Annotated in this window: 16 protein-coding genes and 1 pseudogene; 1 reads left to right on the top strand and 16 read right to left on the bottom strand. The window is 37.5% G+C overall.

The annotated features are described in order from the left end of the window. Positions 1–167: 167 nt before the first annotated feature. The 12 genes and pseudogenes from NST46_RS13625 to NST46_RS13570 form a co-directional block, all read right to left on the bottom strand. Positions 168–1,418, bottom strand: coding sequence for a serpin family protein (locus tag NST46_RS13625; RefSeq protein ID WP_341137380.1), 1,251 nt, complete (start codon positions 1,416–1,418; stop codon positions 168–170). A 133-nt stretch (positions 1,419–1,551) separates the two neighbouring features. Further along, positions 1,552–2,601, bottom strand: coding sequence for an aldose epimerase family protein (locus NST46_RS13620; protein ID WP_341137379.1), 1,050 nt, complete (start codon positions 2,599–2,601; stop codon positions 1,552–1,554). A 113-nt stretch (positions 2,602–2,714) separates the two neighbouring features. Next, positions 2,715–4,139, bottom strand: coding sequence for an MFS transporter (locus NST46_RS13615; RefSeq protein WP_341137378.1), 1,425 nt, complete (start codon positions 4,137–4,139; stop codon positions 2,715–2,717). A gap of 511 nt (positions 4,140–4,650) precedes the next feature. After that, on the bottom strand, positions 4,651–5,823 hold the full coding sequence (locus tag NST46_RS13610) for a Gfo/Idh/MocA family protein (RefSeq protein ID WP_445321739.1): 1,173 nt from the start codon (positions 5,821–5,823) through the stop codon (positions 4,651–4,653). Then, positions 5,811–6,779, bottom strand: coding sequence for a sugar phosphate isomerase/epimerase family protein (locus tag NST46_RS13605; protein WP_341137377.1), 969 nt, complete (start codon positions 6,777–6,779; stop codon positions 5,811–5,813). Before NST46_RS13605 ends, NST46_RS13610 begins: the two co-directional genes overlap by 13 nt. A gap of 39 nt (positions 6,780–6,818) precedes the next feature. After that, complete coding sequence (locus NST46_RS13600; protein ID WP_303448049.1) at positions 6,819–7,898, bottom strand: Gfo/Idh/MocA family protein; 1,080 nt, start codon at positions 7,896–7,898, stop codon at positions 6,819–6,821. Between the two features lie 33 nt (positions 7,899–7,931). Further along, positions 7,932–8,582: a ThuA domain-containing protein gene (locus NST46_RS13595; RefSeq protein ID WP_251659135.1), complete on the bottom strand. Its 651-nt coding sequence runs from the start codon at positions 8,580–8,582 to the stop codon at positions 7,932–7,934. Between the two features lie 123 nt (positions 8,583–8,705). Continuing rightward, positions 8,706–9,551 (bottom strand): SDR family oxidoreductase, encoded by an 846-nt coding sequence (locus NST46_RS13590; RefSeq protein ID WP_445321742.1) that lies wholly within the window; start codon positions 9,549–9,551, stop codon positions 8,706–8,708. Beyond that, positions 9,530–10,629 (bottom strand): annotated as a pseudogene (gene uxuA / locus NST46_RS13585) (mannonate dehydratase). Before uxuA ends, NST46_RS13590 begins: the two are co-directional and overlap by 22 nt. A gap of 95 nt (positions 10,630–10,724) precedes the next feature. Then, complete coding sequence (locus NST46_RS13580) at positions 10,725–11,603, bottom strand: carbohydrate ABC transporter permease (protein ID WP_095311441.1); 879 nt, start codon at positions 11,601–11,603, stop codon at positions 10,725–10,727. An 11-nt stretch (positions 11,604–11,614) separates the two neighbouring features. Further along, the gene (locus NST46_RS13575) at positions 11,615–12,565 is read right to left on the bottom strand and encodes an ABC transporter permease (protein WP_095311484.1); all 951 of its coding nucleotides are present in this window, start codon (positions 12,563–12,565) and stop codon (positions 11,615–11,617) included. 323 nt (positions 12,566–12,888) lie between these two features. After that, positions 12,889–14,520: an extracellular solute-binding protein gene (locus NST46_RS13570; RefSeq protein ID WP_118890357.1), complete on the bottom strand. Its 1,632-nt coding sequence runs from the start codon at positions 14,518–14,520 to the stop codon at positions 12,889–12,891. 418 nt (positions 14,521–14,938) lie between these two features. Here NST46_RS13570 and NST46_RS13565 point away from each other — a divergent pair, with 418 nt between their 5' ends. Continuing rightward, positions 14,939–15,565: a YesL family protein gene (locus NST46_RS13565; protein ID WP_303448054.1), complete on the top strand. Its 627-nt coding sequence runs from the start codon at positions 14,939–14,941 to the stop codon at positions 15,563–15,565. 131 nt (positions 15,566–15,696) lie between these two features. Here the strand turns inward: NST46_RS13565 and NST46_RS13560 are convergent, their stop codons facing one another. The 4 genes from NST46_RS13560 to xylA form a co-directional block, all read right to left on the bottom strand. Then, on the bottom strand, positions 15,697–17,781 hold the full coding sequence (locus tag NST46_RS13560; protein ID WP_095311435.1) for an alpha-glucuronidase family glycosyl hydrolase: 2,085 nt from the start codon (positions 17,779–17,781) through the stop codon (positions 15,697–15,699). A 176-nt stretch (positions 17,782–17,957) separates the two neighbouring features. Further along, a complete protein-coding gene (locus NST46_RS13555) occupies positions 17,958–18,578 on the bottom strand; it encodes an SGNH/GDSL hydrolase family protein (RefSeq protein ID WP_095311433.1) in 621 nt (206 codons plus the stop codon). 287 nt (positions 18,579–18,865) lie between these two features. Continuing rightward, positions 18,866–20,365: a xylulokinase gene (gene xylB, locus NST46_RS13550; RefSeq protein ID WP_303448056.1), complete on the bottom strand. Its 1,500-nt coding sequence runs from the start codon at positions 20,363–20,365 to the stop codon at positions 18,866–18,868. Positions 20,366–20,463: 98 nt separating this feature from the next. Continuing rightward, a complete protein-coding gene (gene xylA, locus NST46_RS13545; RefSeq protein WP_095311429.1) occupies positions 20,464–21,789 on the bottom strand; it encodes a xylose isomerase in 1,326 nt (441 codons plus the stop codon). Positions 21,790–21,914: the final 125 nt, after the last annotated feature.

The following is a 21,914-nucleotide window of genomic DNA, read 5'->3' as shown; positions in this document are numbered from 1 at the left end:
TTGTTAAATTGCTAAAAAGCCGCAACCCGATTTGGATCACAGCTTCTAGTAGGATTACATTTATTACTCCACATTACATAACCTTTCTCTAATTGAGAGCCGTCAAGTTATAATTGCAGCTCGATGGACTTTAAAGAAAAGAGTCTCCTATTTTATTAACAGACAAGTTATTCTCCCTCTAGCGGATTAGCAATAAGCCCCATAAATAAAATCGCGTCTGTTTCGTCGTCTGTTATGGCAATAAAGAATGGTCGGTTAACTTCCATATAAAATGGCTCTTCAATCGGTGCGGATGTTGTTTCCATTTCAACCGAAGTTGCAGCAGCCGCTTCTGTTCCTTTTTCATTTACATCAATAAATGTTTTTTGCTTTACCTGGCTAATCCAGAGTGGATCTTCCGATTTGATCATTGTTGAGAAATCTGCATTCTCTTCGTTAAATGCATCAGCCATTCCAAGCTTGCTCAACGTGTCATTTAGTATAGCTTCGTATTCTAATTGAAATTTTGGAAGTAGAATTGTTCCTTCCGTTTTCTGAAATTCCGATTTCCATGATTCCCAGTTTTCATTTGTTAATTGACTTTGGAAATCTTTAAGACTTGTATTTTCCTTTGGTAAAAATATGTTCATACTTATCGACTCATCTTCACCATATGGAAGGGCGATTGCCTGAAAATCTTCATTTTCCAAGTAAGCTAAATTCTCCTTTAGCGACATAAGCGGAACATCTTTTGTTGTGCCGTCAGCTAGATGAAACGCTCGATTTTCAGTTTGTTGTTTATCAAATTCATATGTCCAATTCCCATTAAAGTAAATTGCATTAACGAGAATTGTGACTAGATTGGGATCTAATGGGGCTTCGACAATGTCTTCAATTTTATCATTTGTTGCATCTTTTACCCATTTATTAATTTTCTCAGAGCTCTTCGTATCGTTTACATCCATCTCTTCTATTTCAGCATTAAAATAATCTCTATTATTTGCTGCAAATGTATCTTGGAATTGGAATTCATCGTTTAACCAAATTGAGTTTGCAATATTCAGTTCAACTTGTTCTGAATGCTTGTGGAGCAAAGACATTAGTGAAGCATTCGCCTGATTTAAAGCCTGCTTATCTACCCCTTCTGCCTGCAAAACTTTCGCAATTTCTCCTTTCGTCTCACCTTCTGCCCCATTGTATACCATGGATAATGCCATGAATAAACTCATTGGTGACATGAATAGGTTGCCATCTTCATCTGGCTCAACTTCTCTTAAAAGGTTGAATCCAAGTTCATTGTTAGGAGAAACAATTTGCTCATAATCATTCTCACCAAAGTCCACATCGCTCGAAATATCCAATTCATTTGTTGTGCCACAAGCACTAACCACTACTATAAAACCCAACAAAAACACAGAATATCCAATTATTTTTTTCATCCGCTCACCGCCCTTTATTCATTAGTCTAAAAAAGAGCCGAAAACGTTACAGACTATTTGCAGAAATTGTTAGAAATCTAAAACGGTGAAAAGAAAATATTATTAAGGTTGCCCTGTAACCATGAGAATCACTCTACTCCTCAACAGAGAATGTAAAAATGGTTTGTTTATCATATGTTTCTCCTGCTTGAAGTATTGCACTTGGAAACCCTTCATGATGCAAAGATGCCGGAGATGCTTGTGTTTCAAAGCAGACACCGAGGTATTGCCTTGATATGCCTTCTGCAAACCGAAGCCCATCCGTTAATGTATTCGAAGTATACATTACAACCCCAGGTTCATTCGTCTTAATTGTTAATACACGACCAGAATCAAAATCTTTCATAACAACTTGGTGAACTAACTTATGATTAAAAATAAAGTAATGATCATATCCATTGTTTGCAACTTGATTTTGCCAGCTTCTATCATTCAACCCCTGCCCTAATTCAATACCCTTTCGGAAATCGAAGGAAGTTCCTTCAACATGTTGCAGCATTCCAGTTGGCAGCATAGTGTCGTCTAATTCAGCAAAACGATTACTATCTAAAACAAGGTGATGGTTATGAATCGTCTTTTTTAAATCTCCACTCAAGTTAAAATAAGAATGATTGGTTAATGCAAGAGGTGTCGTCTGATCCGTTTCTGCCTTATACTGAATTGTAAACTGATTAGCATTATCTAAACTATATGTTACCTGAATACGTACACTTCCTGGAAACCCAGCCTCACCATCAACGCATTGATAACATAAATGTACACCTACGCGATTATTATCTTGAAAAGGATTTGCTTCCCATACAATTTGATTTAATCCAATCGAACCACCATGAAGGCAGGAATCTCCATCATTCGCATCAAGAGTATACGTTTTTCCATTTAATTGAAACGATGCTCCTTTAATTCTTCCCGCAACTCTGCCGATTAAAGCGCCTAGATAGAATGAATCTGCTCTATAATCCTGATAATCTTCAAAACCAAGGACTACATTTTCGAAGTTTCCATATTTATTAGGTACCTGAATCTTCGTGATGATACAACCATAATTCATAAATTCAACTGTCATCCCATTGTCATTGGTCAAGGTAAAAAGTTTCCACACTTGATCTTTATTCACATTGATATTGTTAACGTCCACCTTCATCTTTTTCTCCGATCTTCATTTTAAAGAGTGTTTGTCCAGATAAAATACTTCATATTGTTTTCGAAAATCCTACTAATCCCTTTCATAAACATCCACTCTCCGTTAATGAGAAATTAATTATTTAGTATGGTTTTATCTCGTTCACTACCTACATGACCGTTTGAAATATCCGATCTAATTCTTGACATGAACTTCTCATAGTTTAACAAGGTCACTGTTATAAACATTAAAATAATCATTACTAATGGAAAATAAATAAACATTGTTTTAATCGCATAGATTGCACCTACAGGTTGAACAGCAGCGTTTGCAACATAGCCACCAAATTCAAGAGCAAACCCCACCAGTGCAGCTGTCAATCCTTGTCCTATTTTCATACCTGCACTAGTTAAGCTAAATACCGATCCTTGTACCGGTACTCCAGATTTCCAATATACAATATCCCCAACATCTGCAACGATAGCGCTTAATCCAGCCTGTAAAAGAACTAGACCTAATGCGTTAATTACGGTTGCCACAACTAAACCAGTTAGATTTTCCGAGAAAAATATCATAAGACCAGTACCTAGTAGAGAAACCAACAATCCGGCATTAACACTTTTCCTAAGTCCATAAGCTCCAACAATTTGTGGAGCAAAGAATAACCCAATAATTAAAGGAAGTAAAGATGCTGTACTCAAAATTCCCATTACATTCGGATTATCAAAAATATAAGTTGCATAATAGATTCTTGCGCCTGTTTCCGTTTGTCTTAAATACCAAAGTAAATATAAAACAATCGCTAAAATGAAGTATTTATTGGTGAATAAAACTTTTAGTGTAGGTATAAAAGAAGTCTTTTGCTCTTTATTTTTCCTCTTAGCAACATTTCGCTCATTGACAAACCAACCCGTAATCATTAGCGGAACCGCACATAACACAGCAAAAATGGCTGCAGTCCACGTCCATCCCTGTTGCCCACCACCAAATGAAGTTACTAACACGGTCGTAAATGCACTAATGGATAATACGGCAATATTAGCAAAAATAAATCGGATGCTTCCTAATGAAACACGCTCTTTTTCATCTGTTGTCATAAACGATGTAAGTGATGAATAAGCAACATTATTCGCAGTGTAGAATATAACAGAGATCAGAAAGTAAACAACAAATACATAAATAATTTTCCATGTATCTCCGAATCCTCCTGGGACATTAAACAACAAGAACGTTAATAGCCCAAGTACCGGAGCAGTCATGAAAACCCACGGCTTTGCTTTTCCCCATCTCGAATTTGTGTTGTCAATAATCGTACCCATAAATATGTCGCTGAACCCATCAAAAATACGACAAACTAAAATAATGATACCAATAATCCCTGCACTGATTCCTACAGTATCAGTCATGTAAATCGTAATAAAAGATGCTATAAACGTCCAACTAAAGTTAGCACCAAAATCACCTATACCAAAAGTTAGCTTTTCAATCATTTTAAGCTTTGGTGTTCTTTCGAAACTTGTTTCTTTTGTGGCTTGTACATCTAATTTGAAATTCTCCATCTTAACCCCCGTCTATAAACCATTTCATATTATAATAGCGGTTACAAAATAATAGCGAATAACCTGATTCTATTTTATTCACTCATTTTGTTAATCGGAAAAGAGATTTCTATATTTAGTACTTTCAAATTGAATTTTATTAATATGTACCATTCATATCGCCTTCAAAAACATATTTTCGAAACTGTTTTTATAGTTATTATATCAACCTTAACTTACTTTTTCTATTGTATGAACAAAGTAAGTTACTAATTTATTTTAAGGATTTATTAAGTTAAAATAGACATACTTAATCTCTACGTGATACATTCAAAAAGAGTAAGGGATGCCTATATCGATAGAGTAAAAATTCATCCAAGCTGTATACTTTATATTTAATTCCACCGTATTTCTGAATTGATTCTATCCTTATGCATCGGATAGCTGGCCAGTTGGAATAATGGAATGAGTTCCTATACCATTAAATTGGATTTCTTTTTTATATAATAAGTCAGATTACAAGCTATCAACTTTATTGTTCTGCAACGTTTACCCACTGTTTTAATTCAGCCGATTCCTCTACTGCCTTCAATACCTGTTGGTTCTTTAATCCGTCCTTAAAATTTGGTTCTGGCTGGTAGTTATTAGCAATTCCATTTAAAAATTCGTGTACTAAATGGATAAATGTATGCTCATACCCAATAATATGTCCACTTGGCCAGTAAGCTCCTGCATATGGATGAATCTCTTCCGTGCAATTTATTAATCGAAACCCTTGTAATCCTGGCTCATCATTTGCGAAATAGACTTCAAGGTTATTCATATTTTCCATATCCCAACGAACAGAACCCTTCTCTCCATTAATTTCAAACTTATTTTTGTTCCGATTTCCACCTGCAAATCTAGTTGCTTCAAATGTTCCGAGAGCACCATTTTCAAATTTCGCTAAAAATAAAGCTGCATCATCGACTGTTACTTCACCTAAAGTGCTATTATTTGATTTTGCCTGAAGACCGCTGGACATTTCTCCCATAGGACGCTCTTTAATAAAGGTCTCCATCATCGAAACCACTTCTTTAAACTCGCCAACTAAAAATCGTGCTAAATCAATACTGTGTGCTCCTATATCACCAAGTGCCCCCGTTCCTGAAACTTCCTTTTTCAGACGCCAAACAAGTGGAAATTGGGGATCCATTATAAAATCTTGTAAATAATTTGCTCGGAAATGATAAATTCTTCCTAATCGACCCGCTTCGATTAGCTTTTTAGTAAACTGAACCGCTGGAGCAAAACGATAATTATGGCAAATCATATGGGTTACGCCGTTTTTTTGCACCGCTTCATACATTTGGTGCGCTTCTTCTAATGTGAGAGCAAGCGGCTTCTCTGTAATAATATGTTTTCCCGCCTCAGCCGCTGCGATTGCAATTTCTGCATGGGTATGATTTGGTGTTACAATGTCGATTACATCAATATCATCTCGTTCAACCAAACGACGCCAATCCGTTTCATATGATTCCCATCCCATTTTCTCGGCAGCTTCTTTTACAGTGGACTCGTTTCTGCCTGCAATCGCTTTTTGTACCGGTTTAATTTTTGTATCAAAGAAAAATGGCAGATCACGGTATGCATGACTGTGAGCCTTCCCCATGAACTGGTATCCAATCATTCCAATTCGAATTTCTTTTTGTTTTATGCCCACCATATTTCACCGACCCTTTCTTTTATTAGAATATTATTTAAAAATGCAGCGCTTTTTTGGAACCCCTCTTCAACTGACAGAAGACTATCTTCATGTTCAATGCTAATAGTGCCTTCATAGCCTACTAGCTGCAGAGTACTTATAATCTTCCTCCACATTTCCTCTCCATGACCATAACCAACCGTACGGAATATCCATGACCTGCTTAGCTCTTCACGATAAGATTTTGTATCGAGCATGCCATTAACCGCAGTGTTTTGTGCATCTATTGCTGTATCCTTTGCATGAAAGTGATACAAAGCATTATGTTCGGCAATTTCTTTTATGCAGGAAACTGGGTCCATCTGCTGCCAGAACAAATGACTTGGATCAAAATTAACTCCGATATTGACACCACATTCGTTTCGCAGACGTAATGCCGTTTCGTTATTGTATACTGCAAATCCCGGATGTGGCTCTATTGCTACACGAACATTATGCTTTGCTAAGAATTTACTTTGTTCTGACCAGTAAGGAATAAGTTTTTCCTTCCACTGCCATTCCAGTACTTCCGTGTGGTCCTCTGGCCAGGGACATGTTACCCAAACTGGAAAAAGAGAGCTATTCGATTCACCAGGACATCCTGAAAAGGTAATAACCGTTTCCACCTCAAGCATTAGAGCTAAACGTACGGTATTCTGAAACTGTTCATGATGCATATCAGAAATCTCTTTGTTCGGATGAAGTGGATTGCCGTGACAGCTTAGTGCACTTATTTTCAAACCTCGATCATCGATAGCTTTCATAAATTTATGGCGTTTACTTTCATCGCTTAATAGCTCTTTTGGGTTGCAATGAGCATCCCCTGGATAGCCACCAGTTCCTATTTCCACAGACTCCAATCCCATTTCAGCAATCATATCCAAAGCTTCCTCAAACTTTTTATCTCCAAATAAAACAGCAAAAACACCTAATTTCATTTTAACCGCTCCTTTTTAGTTTTATAGCGCTCATGTGTCTTAGATGTTTGGAAATGGTCTAGGTTGGTTACATGTACTAACTGGTTCATAATATCTGTTTGTTTCTGAAGCATTCTGGAAACCTTGAATAACATCTAAAACATGAAATGCAAGATCGCCGTTCGCACGCGGAGTCCTTCCTTCCATAATGGAAGAAGCCATATCGGCAATGCCTAGTCCTCTGCAATTATCGGTAAAATTGTGTGTTAAAGGGACCTCCGTCCAGCTATTCTCATCATACCTTCTTACATAAACAGGACCACCGAATGTATTCGGGTCAGGTACTACTAAACTTCCTTTTGACCCGTAGATTTCAATATTGGGTAAATGATGATGCCATGTATCAAAACTGGTAATTATTGAAGCAACTGCCCCACTTTCAAAATCAAGCACTCCATTAATTTGTGTCGGCGTATTTACTTTAATTTTTTCACCAAATCTTGGTTCACTTGTAATAGTTCTTTCACTGAACGTAATCTTTGTGGAACCAGCTACACGTTTAATAGGACCCATTAATGCAATTAATGCTGTAAGGTAGTATGGACCCATGTCTAACATTGGCCCCCCACCTTCTTGATAATAAAAATCAGGATTTGGATGCCACCTTTCATGTCCATGGTTCATCATGAAGGCGGTCGCAGAAACAGGTTCACCAATATAACCGTCATCAATAAGCTTCCTGCAAGTCTGTATACCACCACCTAGAAAAGTGTCTGGAGCGTTGCACACAAGCAAACCTTTGGCATTTGCTGTTTCTAATATTCTCAGTCCGTCCTCGCGTTTAACCGAAAGCGGTTTTTCACCATAAACATGTTTTCCTGATTCAAGAGCATCTAAGGCGATCTTTGCATGCACAAGTGGTGTAGTAAGATTAATAACTATATCAATCTCAGAATCTGCCAGCAGTTCCTCTGTTGTATAGGCTTTTGAAATATTGAATTCCTTTGCTCTTTGCCTTGCTAGATTTAGATCCAGGTCGGCACAAGCAACAATATCAAACTCCTTAAATCTTTTTGCGTTTGCAAAGTATATTTCACTGATTGTTCCACATCCAACAACTCCTGCTTTTAAGCTTTCCATAATCCACATCCAATCTTTTCGATAAAAAACTTTTTATCTGCTTGCCCAAATAAACCCTTTTCGCATTAAATTCATAACCTCTTTCATTCTCACAACCTCAGCAACATGTCCTAAAGAACAATAATAGACTTTCCCTTCCCCCCATTTTTTTGTCCATACTACTGGCATCTCTACTTCACCATTTGGCTGATGCGGACCATCCGCTACTGGAAATCTAGTTGTTGCAAGAACTTGAACAGCGGGATCCACATGCATATAATATTGTTCAGATACAACTGTAAAATCTTTCATGCCTTCTGTTAAAGGGTGATCAGGGTCTGAAATATGCACGTCGTACGTGACCCCGTCATTCCCTGGATGTGCTACCCATTGACCACCAACCATAAATTGATAATCTGTTTCCCAACGAAATGAATCACCTAAGCCACCATGCAATCCAGCTAAACCAGTGCCATTGGCAACGGCTTTAAGAAGAGGCTGCAGCTGTTCTTTCGTAATTGTGCCTTGTGTCCAGTTAGGAACAATTAAGTCATAACCGTTTAAGTCATCTTCTTCTAATGTTGTTAATGTATCTGTAACTTTCACATCAAATTTTTCTTCTGTAAGAATCTCAGCTAATATATTTGCTACCTCTCTAGGTTCATGTCCTTCCCAACCGCCTTGAAATAGTAAAGCTTTTTTCATAGTTTCACCTCTTCATAATTTTTTTATTATAAAAGTCACGAATCAACCACTACATTAGAGATAATGGAATGACTTATCTCCATGTCATAAGCATTACCGTATACTGGGATTCCAACCTACACCCTAGACCCCAGAGTAAGCTAAAAATCCACCATCAACAGGTACTGTAATACCTGTTACAAAACCAGACATATTCTCATCTATTAACCAGATTATTGTTCCTAAGAGATCTTCGGGAGCTCCAAACCGCCTCATCGGTGTATGTGTCATAATTTTCTTTGATCTTTCAGTAAGCGATCCATTCTCATTTGTTAACAGCCTTTTATTTTGTTCAGTTAGGAAAAAGCCTGGGGCGAGCGTATTGACTCTAATTCCGACATCTGCAAGATGAACAGCTAACCATTGGGTTATATTTTCAACTCCTGCTTTGGCCGCGCTGTATGCTGGAACTTTCGTCATTGGAGATGGTGCGCTCATTGATGACATATTAATGACTACAGCACCTTTGCGATGTATCATATTTTTTGCAAAAACTTGTGTAGGGAGTATTGTTCCTAGTAAATTTAAATCAAATACATACTGAAAACCTTCAGGAGCCAGATCAAAAAAGGTGAACAAATCATTATTATCGATGTCCTCAGCATTCAGGGTTTCATGTGTTGTGGTTCCTTTTGGATGATTTCCACCAGCCCCATTAATTAAAATGTCATATGTACCAAAAGTTTCTGTAATCATTTGCTCAGCTTTCCTTAAACTTTTTATATCCAGTACATCACAAGAAACCCCAAGCGCTTCTCCACCAATATTTTTAATGGCTTGCACAACAGCATCAGCTTTTTCCTGACTTCTTCCTAATATCGCAACCTTCACACCTTGTCTGCCTAATTCCCTAGCCATAGCGCTGCATAAGACGCCACTTCCGCCGGTGATAACTGCTACCTTGTCCTTTAAATTCTCATTTTGTTGCAACATATGATTCAGCCTCCTTTCCAGATCGTACAAAGCTATCCCAAATCCCCAAAAGGTACATGATTCCCATGGCACGGTCATATAGCCCATAGCCCGGTCGGCAGTTTTCATTCCATACTTGCCTTCCGTGATCCGGTCGTAAATAACCTGTAAAACCTGTTTCATAGAATGCATGCATGATTCCATAAATGTCAATTGAACCATCCGTTGTACGGTGCGATGTTTCGATAAAATCTCCGTTTTCATATGTTTTAATATTACGTACATGAGCAAATGGTATGCGATCTGCAAATGTTCTGACCATCTCAGCAATATCATTATCTGAGCGTACCCCTAACGAACCACTACATAGAGTTAGACCATTTGCAGGACTGTCCATTATACGTAAAACTCTCGCCAAATTTGTTTTGTTCGTAATAATTCTCGGCAATCCAAACACAGTAAATGGTGGATCATCAGGATGAATGGCGAGCTTGATTTCACTTTTTTCTGCAGCTGGGATAACCCGTTCGAGAAAGTATTGCAGATTTCTCCATAAATTTTCCTCGGTTACTTCTTTATACTGTTCAAACAAATCCGATAGCAGTTCCAGTCTCTCTGGCTCCCAGCCCGGCATCGTAAACTCATAATTGTGAGAAATAGTCTTCACCAATTCCATCGGATCCAAGTCAGCAACTTTATGATGTTCATAAAAAAGTGCAGTTGATCCATCTTCAAGCTTTTTAGACAATTCTGTTCGCACCCAGTCAAATACCGGCATGAAATTATAGCAGATAACCTTAACACCAGCTTGTGATAGGTTTTCAATTGTTTGAATAAAAGTATCTATATACATATCTCTTGAAGGCAGCCCAAGCTTAATATCTTCATGAATATTCACACTCTCGACCACATCCATATGAAGTCCAGCATCATCTGCCTGCTGTTTTACTTCCAGTATCTTTTCAAGCGGCCAGACTTCTCCTGCTGGAAGATCATGAAGTGCCCAAACAATTCCTTCGACACCAGGTATTTGTTTGATATAGTCTAATGGGACGGTGTCATTTCCTTCACCAAACCAGCGAAATACCATCTTCATTTTTACATCCTCCTTTATACGTTGTTAGACATCTTTGTTTTATCATCACTAAACAAGATAATCAGCATGTATCGGCACGATTTTATTTAAGGAAATTATTCTTTTTCTGCCCCTAATACAATCCCTTTAACAAAATACTTTTGCAGAAATGGATACACAATTAACATCGGCAATGCTGTTATAAAAATTTGCGCAGCCTCGACCGTACGCTGGGACATATTTCGCAATGTTTCCGGATCTGCAATATTACTCAGATCTTTCTTTACAACAATCGATTGCAAAAATGTTTGCAGGGGATAATTTGCTTCATTTGTCATATAAATCATTCCATCAAACCACTGGTTCCAATGGAACACCATTGTGAACAAGGTAACTGTTGCAATAGCTGGTACAGCAATCGGCAGATAAATTTTTAAAAAAATCGTGAAATGTCCTGCGCCATCTAAAAATGCCGATTCTTCCAATGCTTTTGGAACAGAAGTGCGGAAGAAATTTACTAGTAATATTAAGTTAAATGCATTAATTGCTGTTGGTAAAACGAGCGCCCATATCGTATCGGTCAGCCCCAAGTTCGTCACAAGAATATAGGTTGGAACTAACCCGCCATTAAATAGCATCGTGAACACAAAAAACCACATATATATTTTTCTGCCTTTGAATTCATGATCATCTTTGGCTAATGCATATGCAGCACAAAGCAAGACACCCATGGAGATTGCTGTGCCTAAAACAACACGAACCACCGATAACCCAAATGACCTCAAAAAGTTACTATTCCCGATTGTTTTTTCATAGGCATCCAAAGTAAAGTCAACAGGCCATAATGTAACAAGGTTTCCAGAAGCAGCTGCACTGCCACTTAAAGAAACTGCAAAAATATGAATAAGCGGCAACATACATAGCAATGCAAAGATTGATAGAAACGTATAATTGAATACCGTAAAAATCTTGTACCCTTTTGTTTTGTATTGCATCGTTCACCCTCCTAGAAAATCCTGTAATTTGCATACTTATAAGCTAACCGATAACCAATAACAATTAAGATCAAGCTAATGAAGGATTTAAATAACCCTACTGCCGCACCATAACTGAAATTCCCATCAATTAAACCAACTCGATAAACATAAGTATCAATAATGTCACCAGTTTCATATACAAGCGGATTATAAAGGTTAAAAATTTGGTCAAATCCTGCATTAAGGATATTTCCCAGTGATATTGTCCCAACGACAATTATAATTGGCAGCATTGCAGGTAAAGTGACATAAAGTGTTTGTTTCCATCGATTCGCCCCATCAATTGCAGCTGCTTCATAGAGATTCGGATTAACAGCTGTTATCGCTGCCAAAAATACGATGGTATTGAATCCAGTCTCCTTCCAAATATCTGTCATAATAATAGTTGAGCGAAACCATTCATTACTTCCAAGAAAAAAGATTGGGTTTATACCAAATAACCCCAGCACATTATTAATAAGTCCACCATCTGGTGACAAAATATCAATCAAAATACCGCCCAAAATAACCCAAGAAAGGAAATATGGCAGATAGATAACCGTTTGAATTGTGCGTTTAAATTTCATTCGATAGATTTCATTCAGCAGTAATGCGATCGTAATCGGAACAATGATTCCTGTAATTAATTTCATTACAGAAATAATTAATGTATTCCAAATAACTTGTCTCGCATAATCAAACTCAAACATTGCTCTAAAATGTTCGAACCCGACCCACTCGGAACCAAAAAATCCAAGCCATGGCTTAAAATCCTGGAATGCCATGACAATACCTGCCATGGGTCCATATTGAAAAACAAGCGCTAAAATTACTCCAGGTATTAATAATACATGCAATGGCCAGTTGTTCCGGAAGGCCCATTTTTGTTTCCTCTTTTTATTTTTCTGTTTTTCTGGAGCCAGCTTTAATTTTGCTTTCATATGACTTTCTTTAATTGCTGTGTCCTTAACCTCCATACTAACTCCTCCTCTACTAGACTGTTACTAGTTGTATAAAGGAAGGTTCGAACTATAATCTACATCCATTAGAAAGGTTTGGTGCGTATACGCATTTTTTAAAACTGAGGAAGGGAAAAAGAAAACGCACACTTCCTAAGCAAAGCTTTTGCAACGTTCACTTTCAATCTTTAAGCAATCGGTTAATGTTCCAACCTCATCATACGTCCGTCCGCACCTTTTATTTTCTCGAGATTATCAATCAGTGACGTTTTTATATAGTTCGCACCTAAAATTTATCTGCAATTTTATTGAACGGAATTGTACCATTCATTTACTTCTGTCGTAACTTGTTCTCCGCCAGTACTTTTCCATCTTTCAACAAAGTCATCGAAAGCATCTATCGATTCGTTGCCGTAAACAATATTTGCGAATATTTCTAGTTCCATTCGTTCCAGATTCTCCCAGCTCTTAATCATTGTTTCTGTTGGAGGACCAGTAAACAAATTTTCAACACGTATATCATTTTGCTGGTTTACAAGTGCAGCTGCTTCTACATATTCAGGTTCTCTTCCAGCCAGACTAGCTTCATATGCACTTTCTGGAGCTCTTTCTGTCTCATGAAATTCTTCTAAAATACCGTACATTTGATATGGTATAGCAGGAACATTGGTTGGTAAGAAATAGCGCCCGGGGTCAACCTTTTGCTCACCCGTGATTTCTTCTATACCTGCAGCATCATAAACAGGATCACCATCTTGCATCACATAATCATAGCCTTCAAATAAACCATTTTCGAAATAATCTGATTCACCAAATGTATATCCATATATTGCGTCCAGATATTCGAAGTATTTATCCATATGCTCAAACTCAGTGCTGAATAAGAAAGATCCTGTCATCAATCGTTCACCTTTTCGCCCTGCCTCACCATCTATTCCTTCTGGAAGAGCATATGGTTTTACAACCGCATCTGGATTATTCGAGAATAAATCACCAATTGGATAGTCGAAAGCCCATGGGGGTGCAATAATAATCCCGGATTTTCCAGCGATAAAGCTTTGCTGTGCCTGGTCTTCAGGTTCAATAGCAATTTCTTTTGATAGGTATCCTTTTTCAAACCATTCATTTAGTTTTGCTAAAGCATCTTTCATATTTGGCTGGATAGAACCATATTGAATGGAACCATCTTCTGCTTCACTCCACAAACCTGGCATAAAATTACCATATGATCCGAAAATAAAAGATGTATCCCCTACATTAGTACGTCCAAAACCAACGTCACCAGCTGATAGGGTAATTCCAATAGTATCGTCTGCTCCATTTCCATCCGGATCCTCATGAACGAAAATTTCCATGACTTCTTCCAGTTCTTCAATTGTTTTTGGAGCTTCTAAGTTAAATTCATCTAGCCAATCCTGACGTACATACATCACTGTATCGGATCCGTTCCCTCCCGAAAGACGAGGTATTCCATATCGTACACCATCTACCGTTGCCTGATAGAATGCTTCTGGAAATTGCTCAAATAACTCTTTCAGTCTAGGGGAAGCATGTTCTTCAATCGCATCATCAATTGACATCACTCTTCCAGATTCAATTAAATCCGAAATCATTTGTGCATCTGTTACCTGGAAAACATCCGGTAATGGTTCGTTCGCAGACATTGCTAAACGCAACTGCTGATTATATTGCTCATCATTTGGCCGTGTCCATAAAGTGTTAAACTTTATGCCAAGCTCATCTTCAGCCCATTGAGTAACAACATTATTGTTGACATCCTCCCCGTCTTTAAAAACGGTCCCATCATCAAGCGTACGAACTGTCGTAATAATAGGATTTCCATCTTCGGTTTCTGTTTCTTGTTTTTGCATACATCCTGCGATAAGTAACATTGAAATTATCGTAATTCCAATTAAAGCAAATGACTTTTTAAACATCTGGTTTCCTCCCTTTAATAAATAGTTCGATGTTCTCTATAACTAAAACCAACCGACTAACCTGCAGCTTCTTCCATCCCCCCTTTCCAATACTTTTTTCCTTTCATATTTCTTCTGGGTCAAAAATGCTGTCGCTAATTTCCAATTTTGCTCGACAGCCTCACAAATAAAAGCGTTTACATAATTGTGATTACTTTAGGCGAAGATTCTCCATTTCGTTAGCTATCAAATTAAATGGAAGCCTGATCACAAAGCACCAAGTATATGAAAATAGTTTCAATATTTAAGTACTGCTGAAGTCTATCATTTAGATTTGTTACAATATTCTTTCACCTTTCAAAGGGATTTTAACATAAAATTTCAACTTAGTCTATCGAATGGACGAACAAAGTGTTAAAATAATATAGAGGTGATGATGATGATAGAAAGAAAAGGCATATTAGGTATCATATATCTTACAATGGAGTGGATAACCAGGATTGCCTACTTGAATATTCTATGGGTATTATTTACTGTTCTTGGTTTGATTGTTACTGGATTTGCACCTGCAACAACTTCTATGTTTACACTTACACGAAAGTGGTTGAAGGGAAATACGGATGATAAAATACTACCTATTTTTTGGAACACGTATAAAAGAGAATTTGTAAAATCGAATCTACTTATTTGGCCATTACTTATAGCTGGTTACATATTGTATATTGACTATCAGTATATAATGTTAGTAGATGGTCAGCTGTTTTTTGTTTTATTAGTAGTGTTTGTTAATATTCTCATTTTATATTTAATTACTATACTTTATATTTTTCCAACCTATGTTCATTTTAAGTTCAAGAATATATTCCAATACTACAAAAATGCATTTATACTTGGTTTTTCTTCTCCATTCATTACTTTTTCTATGCTAATATCTCTTTTTATTATTGGTCTGGTCATGGAGAAAATCCCTGGGCTTATTCCTTTTTTCTTAGTAGCAAGTTCTAGTTTAGTACTTACGTGGTACGCAAACCGTTCCTTTATTAAAGCAGAAAAAAGGGTCAATTAATCTAAATGGCCACCCTATCTCAGGACATACGTCTTTCTAAATCTGCATGTGTCCATACACCAATGACCAGCGATTGGGTGGCTCCATTCTAATTCAGCCTTCTATTTTTTCTAAGTTCATACACGATACTCCTAATAAATTTTTCTGTTTTTATCATCGGAAATCCCAGATTTGCGATAAAAATACGTATTGATTTGATCTCTCCATTCTTTGGCATTTTCCAGCTGCATGTGGAACCGTTCTTTAACATTCTCGAAAATAACCTTATCAATAAGTCCGTCTAAATCATTCCACTTTTGAATAAACTCTTTTAGCTCTTCTACTCCTTCAAAATGCGTATTATAAATATGCTGTATTACAGTTTCACCAGAATGGAGCACATATGTGTATGGTACATGATGGAAAAACAGTAATAACTCATCTGGACATGTTTCTAATGAATTAAAAGTTTCAGCATTTTGGGGAAAATATTGAGACGTATAGCCAGTACCGGTTTCAACAGTGCGATCCACGCCAATCCCGTGACAATCTGCAAAATGATAAGTTCCCCACTTCGAATATTCATAACCATCAACATTTGGACCATAGTGATGACCAGGATTTACCATCCAGCCCACACCAAGAGGTGCCGTATAATTTTCATAGGTTTTCCAGGAGTTGAGCAGGATATAGGTGATATTTTCGACAACTTGATCATTCTGTCCAAAGGTCAAATATATCCACTCTTTCGTAATTTCCTCTGTCGTCAAATCAGGGTTCCAAGTTAAACGACCATAACCATATAAATTCGCCTGTGCCAATGTATGACCTGTCCAATTGATATCATTTCCAATATTTGATACTGCTGCAATTCCGCTATAATTATTCTTGAATACGCTGCCATTAACAATATCTTTAATTTTAGTTCCCTGCCCTTTGGCATACGTGTCAAATTCGAGTATTTCCTTCCATTGTGGAACCAGATAACATACGTCTTTTTGCTGACCAGTATATTCCTGAGTAACCTGCAGCTCTATGAATTGATTTGTTTTTTCTAAAGCACCCAATAATGGCGAGATACCTTCTCTCACCTGAAAATCCATTGGTCCATTTTTAATCTGCAATATAACATTGTCAAGAAACTCTCCATCAATTGGTGTGAAATGATCATAAGCTGCTCGTGCACGATCCGTTTCCTTATCCCGCCAATCCTGCAAATTATTATAAACAAAGCAGCGCCAGATGACGATACCATTAAATGGCTTTAATGCTTCTGCGAGGACATTTGCACCATCTGCATGATTCCTGCCGTATGAAAATGGGCCAGGGCGATTTTCAGAATCTGCTTTTACCACAAACCCACCAAAGTCAGGGATATATTTATAGATTTCCGCTACCTTCTGTTTCCACCAATTCTGCACATTTTCATCTAATGGATCGGCTGTCTCTAAACTCCCCAATACAATCGGGCTTGCATAATTGATGCTTAGATATATGGTAATTCCGTAAGCTCTAAAGACTTCTGCGATATTTTTCACCTTGGGAAGGTACTTTTCAGTAATGATATTTGTTTCCTCGTCCCATACATTTACGTTATTAATAGAAATGGCATTCATCCCAATGGAAGATAATAACCTTGCGTAATCTTTCACACGTTCTAAATTATCGGTAATATTATCGTTAACATAAAATATTGAGTTTCCTGCATACCCGCGTTCAATGGAACCATCAATATTATCCCACTGATTTATCATCCGAAATTGATTTTTAGGCGCGTCCTTTATATGAAGATCTTCCAGCGATGCTTTGGTTTGTATTAAACGTAATAAATGATAAGTAGCATATAAAATTCCTTTATCGGTTTTTCCAATCAATAAAATTTGCTGTTTCTCATTGTTATTTACTGTTTTTATTACATATCCTTCCTCGTTCACATCTTCAAGCAAATCGGAAGAAAGTCCGTATTCTTCTAAATGAATATGCCTGTACGTTCCGAGAATAATAGAAGTTCGATCCAACGTTTCTTCATTAATGTCTGGAGTCTTCTCAAGCATTGATTCTGCTGCCCAGATAATTTCATTAACCGCTGATTTTGTAATTTTAGTATCGGTCGCAACACCAATTGCAGTAAACCATTTCAGATATAATTTACGGTCAATGTCTTCAATCTTGTCATATTGCAGCCATGCACGATAACTTTTTAGAGTTCGTTCGTTTTTGATTGTTTGTTCCAACATTTACTTTTCTCCCCCTTTTGTTTAATCGAACATCATAGTTAACCAAAGCTTCTACCTACTACGAATATTGCGCATATTCATTGCGTCAAATTACCTTTCATAACTTACTCCTTTCGCTAGCTCACTGCCGTTAATTTTTCTTCTTGTCTTACTTATACTGCCTATTTTGAGTTGGTTTATTTTAGGGTGGGGATAACTGATTTTATCCAGCTATTAGCCATTAGCATATTACCGACAGAATTCATGTGTACACCATCTATCGTTAATGGATATCCACTATTTGTCATTACATAATCAATGAAATCCTGATGGGTCGGAATGAGAATAGCTCGATGTTTATCTGCTAAACGTCGAACAATCTCAACATAGATTTTTAACTTTTCATTTCCTGCCGAATTTAATTCTTCTTCTATTAGTGTTGGCTCCATTAATACAAGGGTGGCATTGGTTTCTTCCCGAGCCTGCATCAATAATTCATTATAGATGCTTGCAAATTCTTCTGGATAGATTTGCTTTAAACCCGGATTGTCTAATTGACGCCATACGTCATTCACACCAATTGATATCGAAAGAATTTCTGGATTACATTTAAGAACATCTTTATCCCATCGTTCTTCTAAATCTATCACCCTGTTTCCACTTATACCCTTATTAAAAACCTCAAAAGAATTAGGATAAATTGCTTGCAAATAATCATGTATGATTCGAACATAACCAGTTCCGAGCTTCGCTTTATCCTCATGAAGTCCTGATTCTGTAATACTGTCTCCGATGAATAAAATGCGTTTTTTATTCACACGTAACACTCCTTATTATGCGATGAACTGAATGTACCATTGTAATAAAGCACAATTCATCCGATTTCCTCATTTTTTAGAAACGAAACCAGGAAAAAGTATTTACATTTAATAAAACACAGCAATGTTTGATACACAAAATAACAACCCGAAATATACTTCGCACCTCAAGAGGCTACTGGTTAGGCTCGTTGCGCTGGTTGCTGTTGCCTCTCGAGAAGAATCGCAATGCTAAGTATTCTGCCTATTGAAAGTTAAACTTGATTTATGTCCACTTTGTATTTTAATTAGTTACGATAGTTCATTAACTTCTTGTTTAATTCTCTCGTTTTACCATAAATCTCTTTATAAATCTCAAACAAGCCTTTATATTTTCCAACATTTTCTTGAATCGGTTGATAAACCATATCTTCTTTCAAGAACTCAGCGGCACAATCTTTTAAAGTATCAAACCACCCACAGCCGTATGCAGCAAGCATCGCAGCCCCCATCCCTGGTCCTTGTTCGCTTTGCAGCTTCACGATGCGCGCATTAAAAATGTCTGCTTGCATCTGTAACCAGGATTCATTTTTGGCTCCTCCTCCAATTGAAATGACTGTATCTATGTTTTTTCCATTCCTACGGAAAATTTCGATCGATTCATTTAAAGAGAATGTGATACCTTCTAATACTGCCCGGGTAAAATGCTTTCTTTCATGAGATGCATCTATACCAATGAAACTACCACGTATATTAGCATCCACATGGGGGGTTCTTTCTCCTACAATATATGGCGTGAAGATTAGACCATTTGAGCCAACCGGCACTGTATCAACATCCTTCAATAACAATTCAAAACTAATATCTTTGGCAAAGTTATCTTTAAACCAGGACAAGCTATAGCCTGCTGCAAGCGTCACACCCATTGTGTAATACACATCCGGTGCGGCATGATTAAAATAGTGAACTTTTCCATCAAAGTCTTTGTCACTATTTGCTTCATACGATAATACAACACCAGATGTTCCCGTACTTGCTAATGTTTTACCATCCTCTAAAATCCCAGAACCAATTGCACCACATGCATTGTCTGCTCCCCCTGCAAATACTCTTGTTCTCGCGCTTAATCCTGTCGCTTCTATGATTGCTTCTGTGAAACCTCCTACATTATCATGGGAGTCAATAAGCGGTGGACAGATCTCCAGGTCAATTCCTAAATAATTACAGATTTCTTTGCTCCAACTTTTTTCTGCCATATCTAAAAGCAATGTCCCGGCAGCATCGGAATAGTCCATATGCAGCTGCCCAGTTAACTTATAACGAACATAATCCTTTGGCAGCACAAATGTCTTTACTTTTTCAAAAATGTCTGGCTCATGGTTTTTCACCCATAGAATCTTTGGCAATGTGAAGCCTTCGAGCGCAGGATTTTTTGTGATTTCCAACAGGCGATCTTTACCCACTTTTTCATATATTTCTTCACATTCCTTGGTTGTACGGGTATCATTCCACAGAATCGCATTTCGTAATACTTCGTTATTTTCATCGAGCAATACTAAACCATGCATTTGACCAGAAAAACTGATACCTTCAATATCTTCTGGACTTCCTTTAAAACCTGTCAATAATTCGGATAATCCACTAACCGTTTGTTCTACCCATTGATTTGGATCTTGTTCACTATAACCGACCTTTTCCTGGATGAGTGGATAAGACCTGGAAACTTCCTTAGCTACTTTTCCATGCTGATTGACCAATAGGATTTTAACAGCACTTGTCCCTAAGTCTACCCCGATTATATATTTCATGCTAAACATCTCCTGCATCTAAATATGTTATTAGAGACGAAGGCGTTCTTCCATCATCTTCGTCCCTCCTAATTTATTTATAACGAATTAGTAATATATTATTCCCCAGCAACTGTTGTTAATAGGTATTGGTTAATCGTAGCTTTGATTCTTTCTAGTTTGCCAGATTCATTCTTTATCTCTGTTAATCCTAACGCATATTCTTCTAGTTTCTGAAGAGTGGTGTTTCCTTCTGCAATATCTCGTCCGATACCTTCCTGATAGGAGTGATAGCGTTCTGCAATGATATTTTCTAATACATTATCTTCGAGTAAACGATGGGCCACTTTTAACCCAACCGCAAAGCTGTCCATTCCTGCTATATGCGCGTGGAATAAATCATCCGGGGTAAATGAACCGCGGCGCACTTTCGCATCAAAGTTCAAGCCGCCCCTGCCTAATCCACCATTTTTCAAAATCTCGTACATGGCTAGTACGGTCATGTTCAGATCGGTCGGAAATTCATCCGTATCCCAGCCAAGCAACGGATGGCCTTGGTTTGCGTCCACCGACCCTAACATTTGATGAATCCGCGCATAATGCAGTTCATGCTCAAACGTATGACCTGCTAATGTGGCATGGTTTGCTTCAATATTAAACTTGAATACATCTTGCAATCCATAGTGCTGTAAAAAGGCGAAGCCGCTCGCTACATCAAAATCATATTGATGTGACGTTGGTTCTTTTGGCTTTGGCTCGATCAGAAATTGTGCATCAAAGCCAATCTCCTTCGCATAATCGTTTGCCATATGGAAAAGTCGTCCCAAGTTATCCATTTCCAATTTCATATCCGTGTTGAGAAGTGTTTCATAGCCTTCACGCCCACCCCAAAACACGTAGTTTTCTGCACCAAGCTCTTTCCCTACTTCCAATCCTTTTTTCACTTTAGCTGCTGCATAGGCAAAAACATCAGCATTGCTCGCTGATCCGGCTCCATGAACAAAACGCGGATGGCTGAAGTTATTGACTGTATTCCACAGTAACTTCGTTTTACTATCTTTCATATAGTCTTTTATCATGGCGACAATCGTATCTAGATTCTCATTTGATTCCTTTAATGTATCCCCTTCTGGCGCGATGTCCACATCATGGAAACAGAAAAATGGCACATTCAGTTTTTCAAAGAATTCAAATGCGGCTTCCACACGTGCCTTGGCAAGATCCATTCCCGTATACTTATCCCATGGACGAATCGCTGTTCCCGTACCAAACGGATCAGATAAATCTTCCGTGAAGGTATGCCAGTATGCAACACCAAACCGCAAGATTTCTTCCATTGTTTTTTCTCCGATTTTTTCTTCCGGATTATAGAATTTGAATGCGAATGGATTTGTTGATTTTGAACCTTCATATTGAATTTTATTTACATTACTAAAATAAGACATTGTTTACATCCTCCTATATTATGGTAGTAGTTTTAAAAAGATACAATTGTAAATGCTTTCATGTTATAATTATAGCATCGTTTAATTTGTTCGTCTATCGGATGAACAAAGTTTATTTTCAAAAA

Origin of the sequence: Oceanobacillus sp. FSL W7-1309, assembly GCF_038002145.1 — a bacterium.
In the GTDB taxonomy this organism is placed as follows: Bacteria; Bacillota; Bacilli; order Bacillales; family Amphibacillaceae; genus Oceanobacillus; species Oceanobacillus profundus.
The sequence above is the reverse complement of the archived record's forward strand: the minus strand, read 5'-3'. Positions and strand labels throughout refer to the sequence as shown.

What these genes read in the sequence shown, in the direction of transcription:
- NST46_RS13625 (WP_341137380.1), bottom strand. Translation starts at nt 1,418, where the DNA reads ATGAAAAAAATAATTGGATATTCTGTGTTTTTGTTGGGTTTTATAGTA.
- NST46_RS13620 (WP_341137379.1), bottom strand. Translation starts at nt 2,601, where the DNA reads ATGAAGGTGGACGTTAACAATATCAATGTGAATAAAGATCAAGTGTGG.
- NST46_RS13615 (WP_341137378.1), bottom strand. Translation starts at nt 4,139, where the DNA reads ATGGAGAATTTCAAATTAGATGTACAAGCCACAAAAGAAACAAGTTTC.
- NST46_RS13610 (WP_445321739.1), bottom strand. Translation starts at nt 5,823, where the DNA reads ATGGTGGGCATAAAACAAAAAGAAATTCGAATTGGAATGATTGGATAC.
- NST46_RS13605 (WP_341137377.1), bottom strand. Translation starts at nt 6,779, where the DNA reads ATGAAATTAGGTGTTTTTGCTGTTTTATTTGGAGATAAAAAGTTTGAG.
- NST46_RS13600 (WP_303448049.1), bottom strand. Translation starts at nt 7,898, where the DNA reads ATGGAAAGCTTAAAAGCAGGAGTTGTTGGATGTGGAACAATCAGTGAA.
- NST46_RS13595 (WP_251659135.1), bottom strand. Translation starts at nt 8,582, where the DNA reads ATGAAAAAAGCTTTACTATTTCAAGGCGGTTGGGAAGGACATGAACCT.
- NST46_RS13580 (WP_095311441.1), bottom strand. Translation starts at nt 11,603, where the DNA reads ATGCAATACAAAACAAAAGGGTACAAGATTTTTACGGTATTCAATTAT.
- NST46_RS13575 (WP_095311484.1), bottom strand. Translation starts at nt 12,565, where the DNA reads ATGAAAGCAAAATTAAAGCTGGCTCCAGAAAAACAGAAAAATAAAAAG.
- NST46_RS13570 (WP_118890357.1), bottom strand. Translation starts at nt 14,520, where the DNA reads ATGTTTAAAAAGTCATTTGCTTTAATTGGAATTACGATAATTTCAATG.
- NST46_RS13565 (WP_303448054.1), top strand. Translation starts at nt 14,939, where the DNA reads ATGATAGAAAGAAAAGGCATATTAGGTATCATATATCTTACAATGGAG.
- NST46_RS13560 (WP_095311435.1), bottom strand. Translation starts at nt 17,781, where the DNA reads ATGTTGGAACAAACAATCAAAAACGAACGAACTCTAAAAAGTTATCGT.
- xylB (WP_303448056.1), bottom strand. Translation starts at nt 20,365, where the DNA reads ATGAAATATATAATCGGGGTAGACTTAGGGACAAGTGCTGTTAAAATC.
- xylA (WP_095311429.1), bottom strand. Translation starts at nt 21,789, where the DNA reads ATGTCTTATTTTAGTAATGTAAATAAAATTCAATATGAAGGTTCAAAA.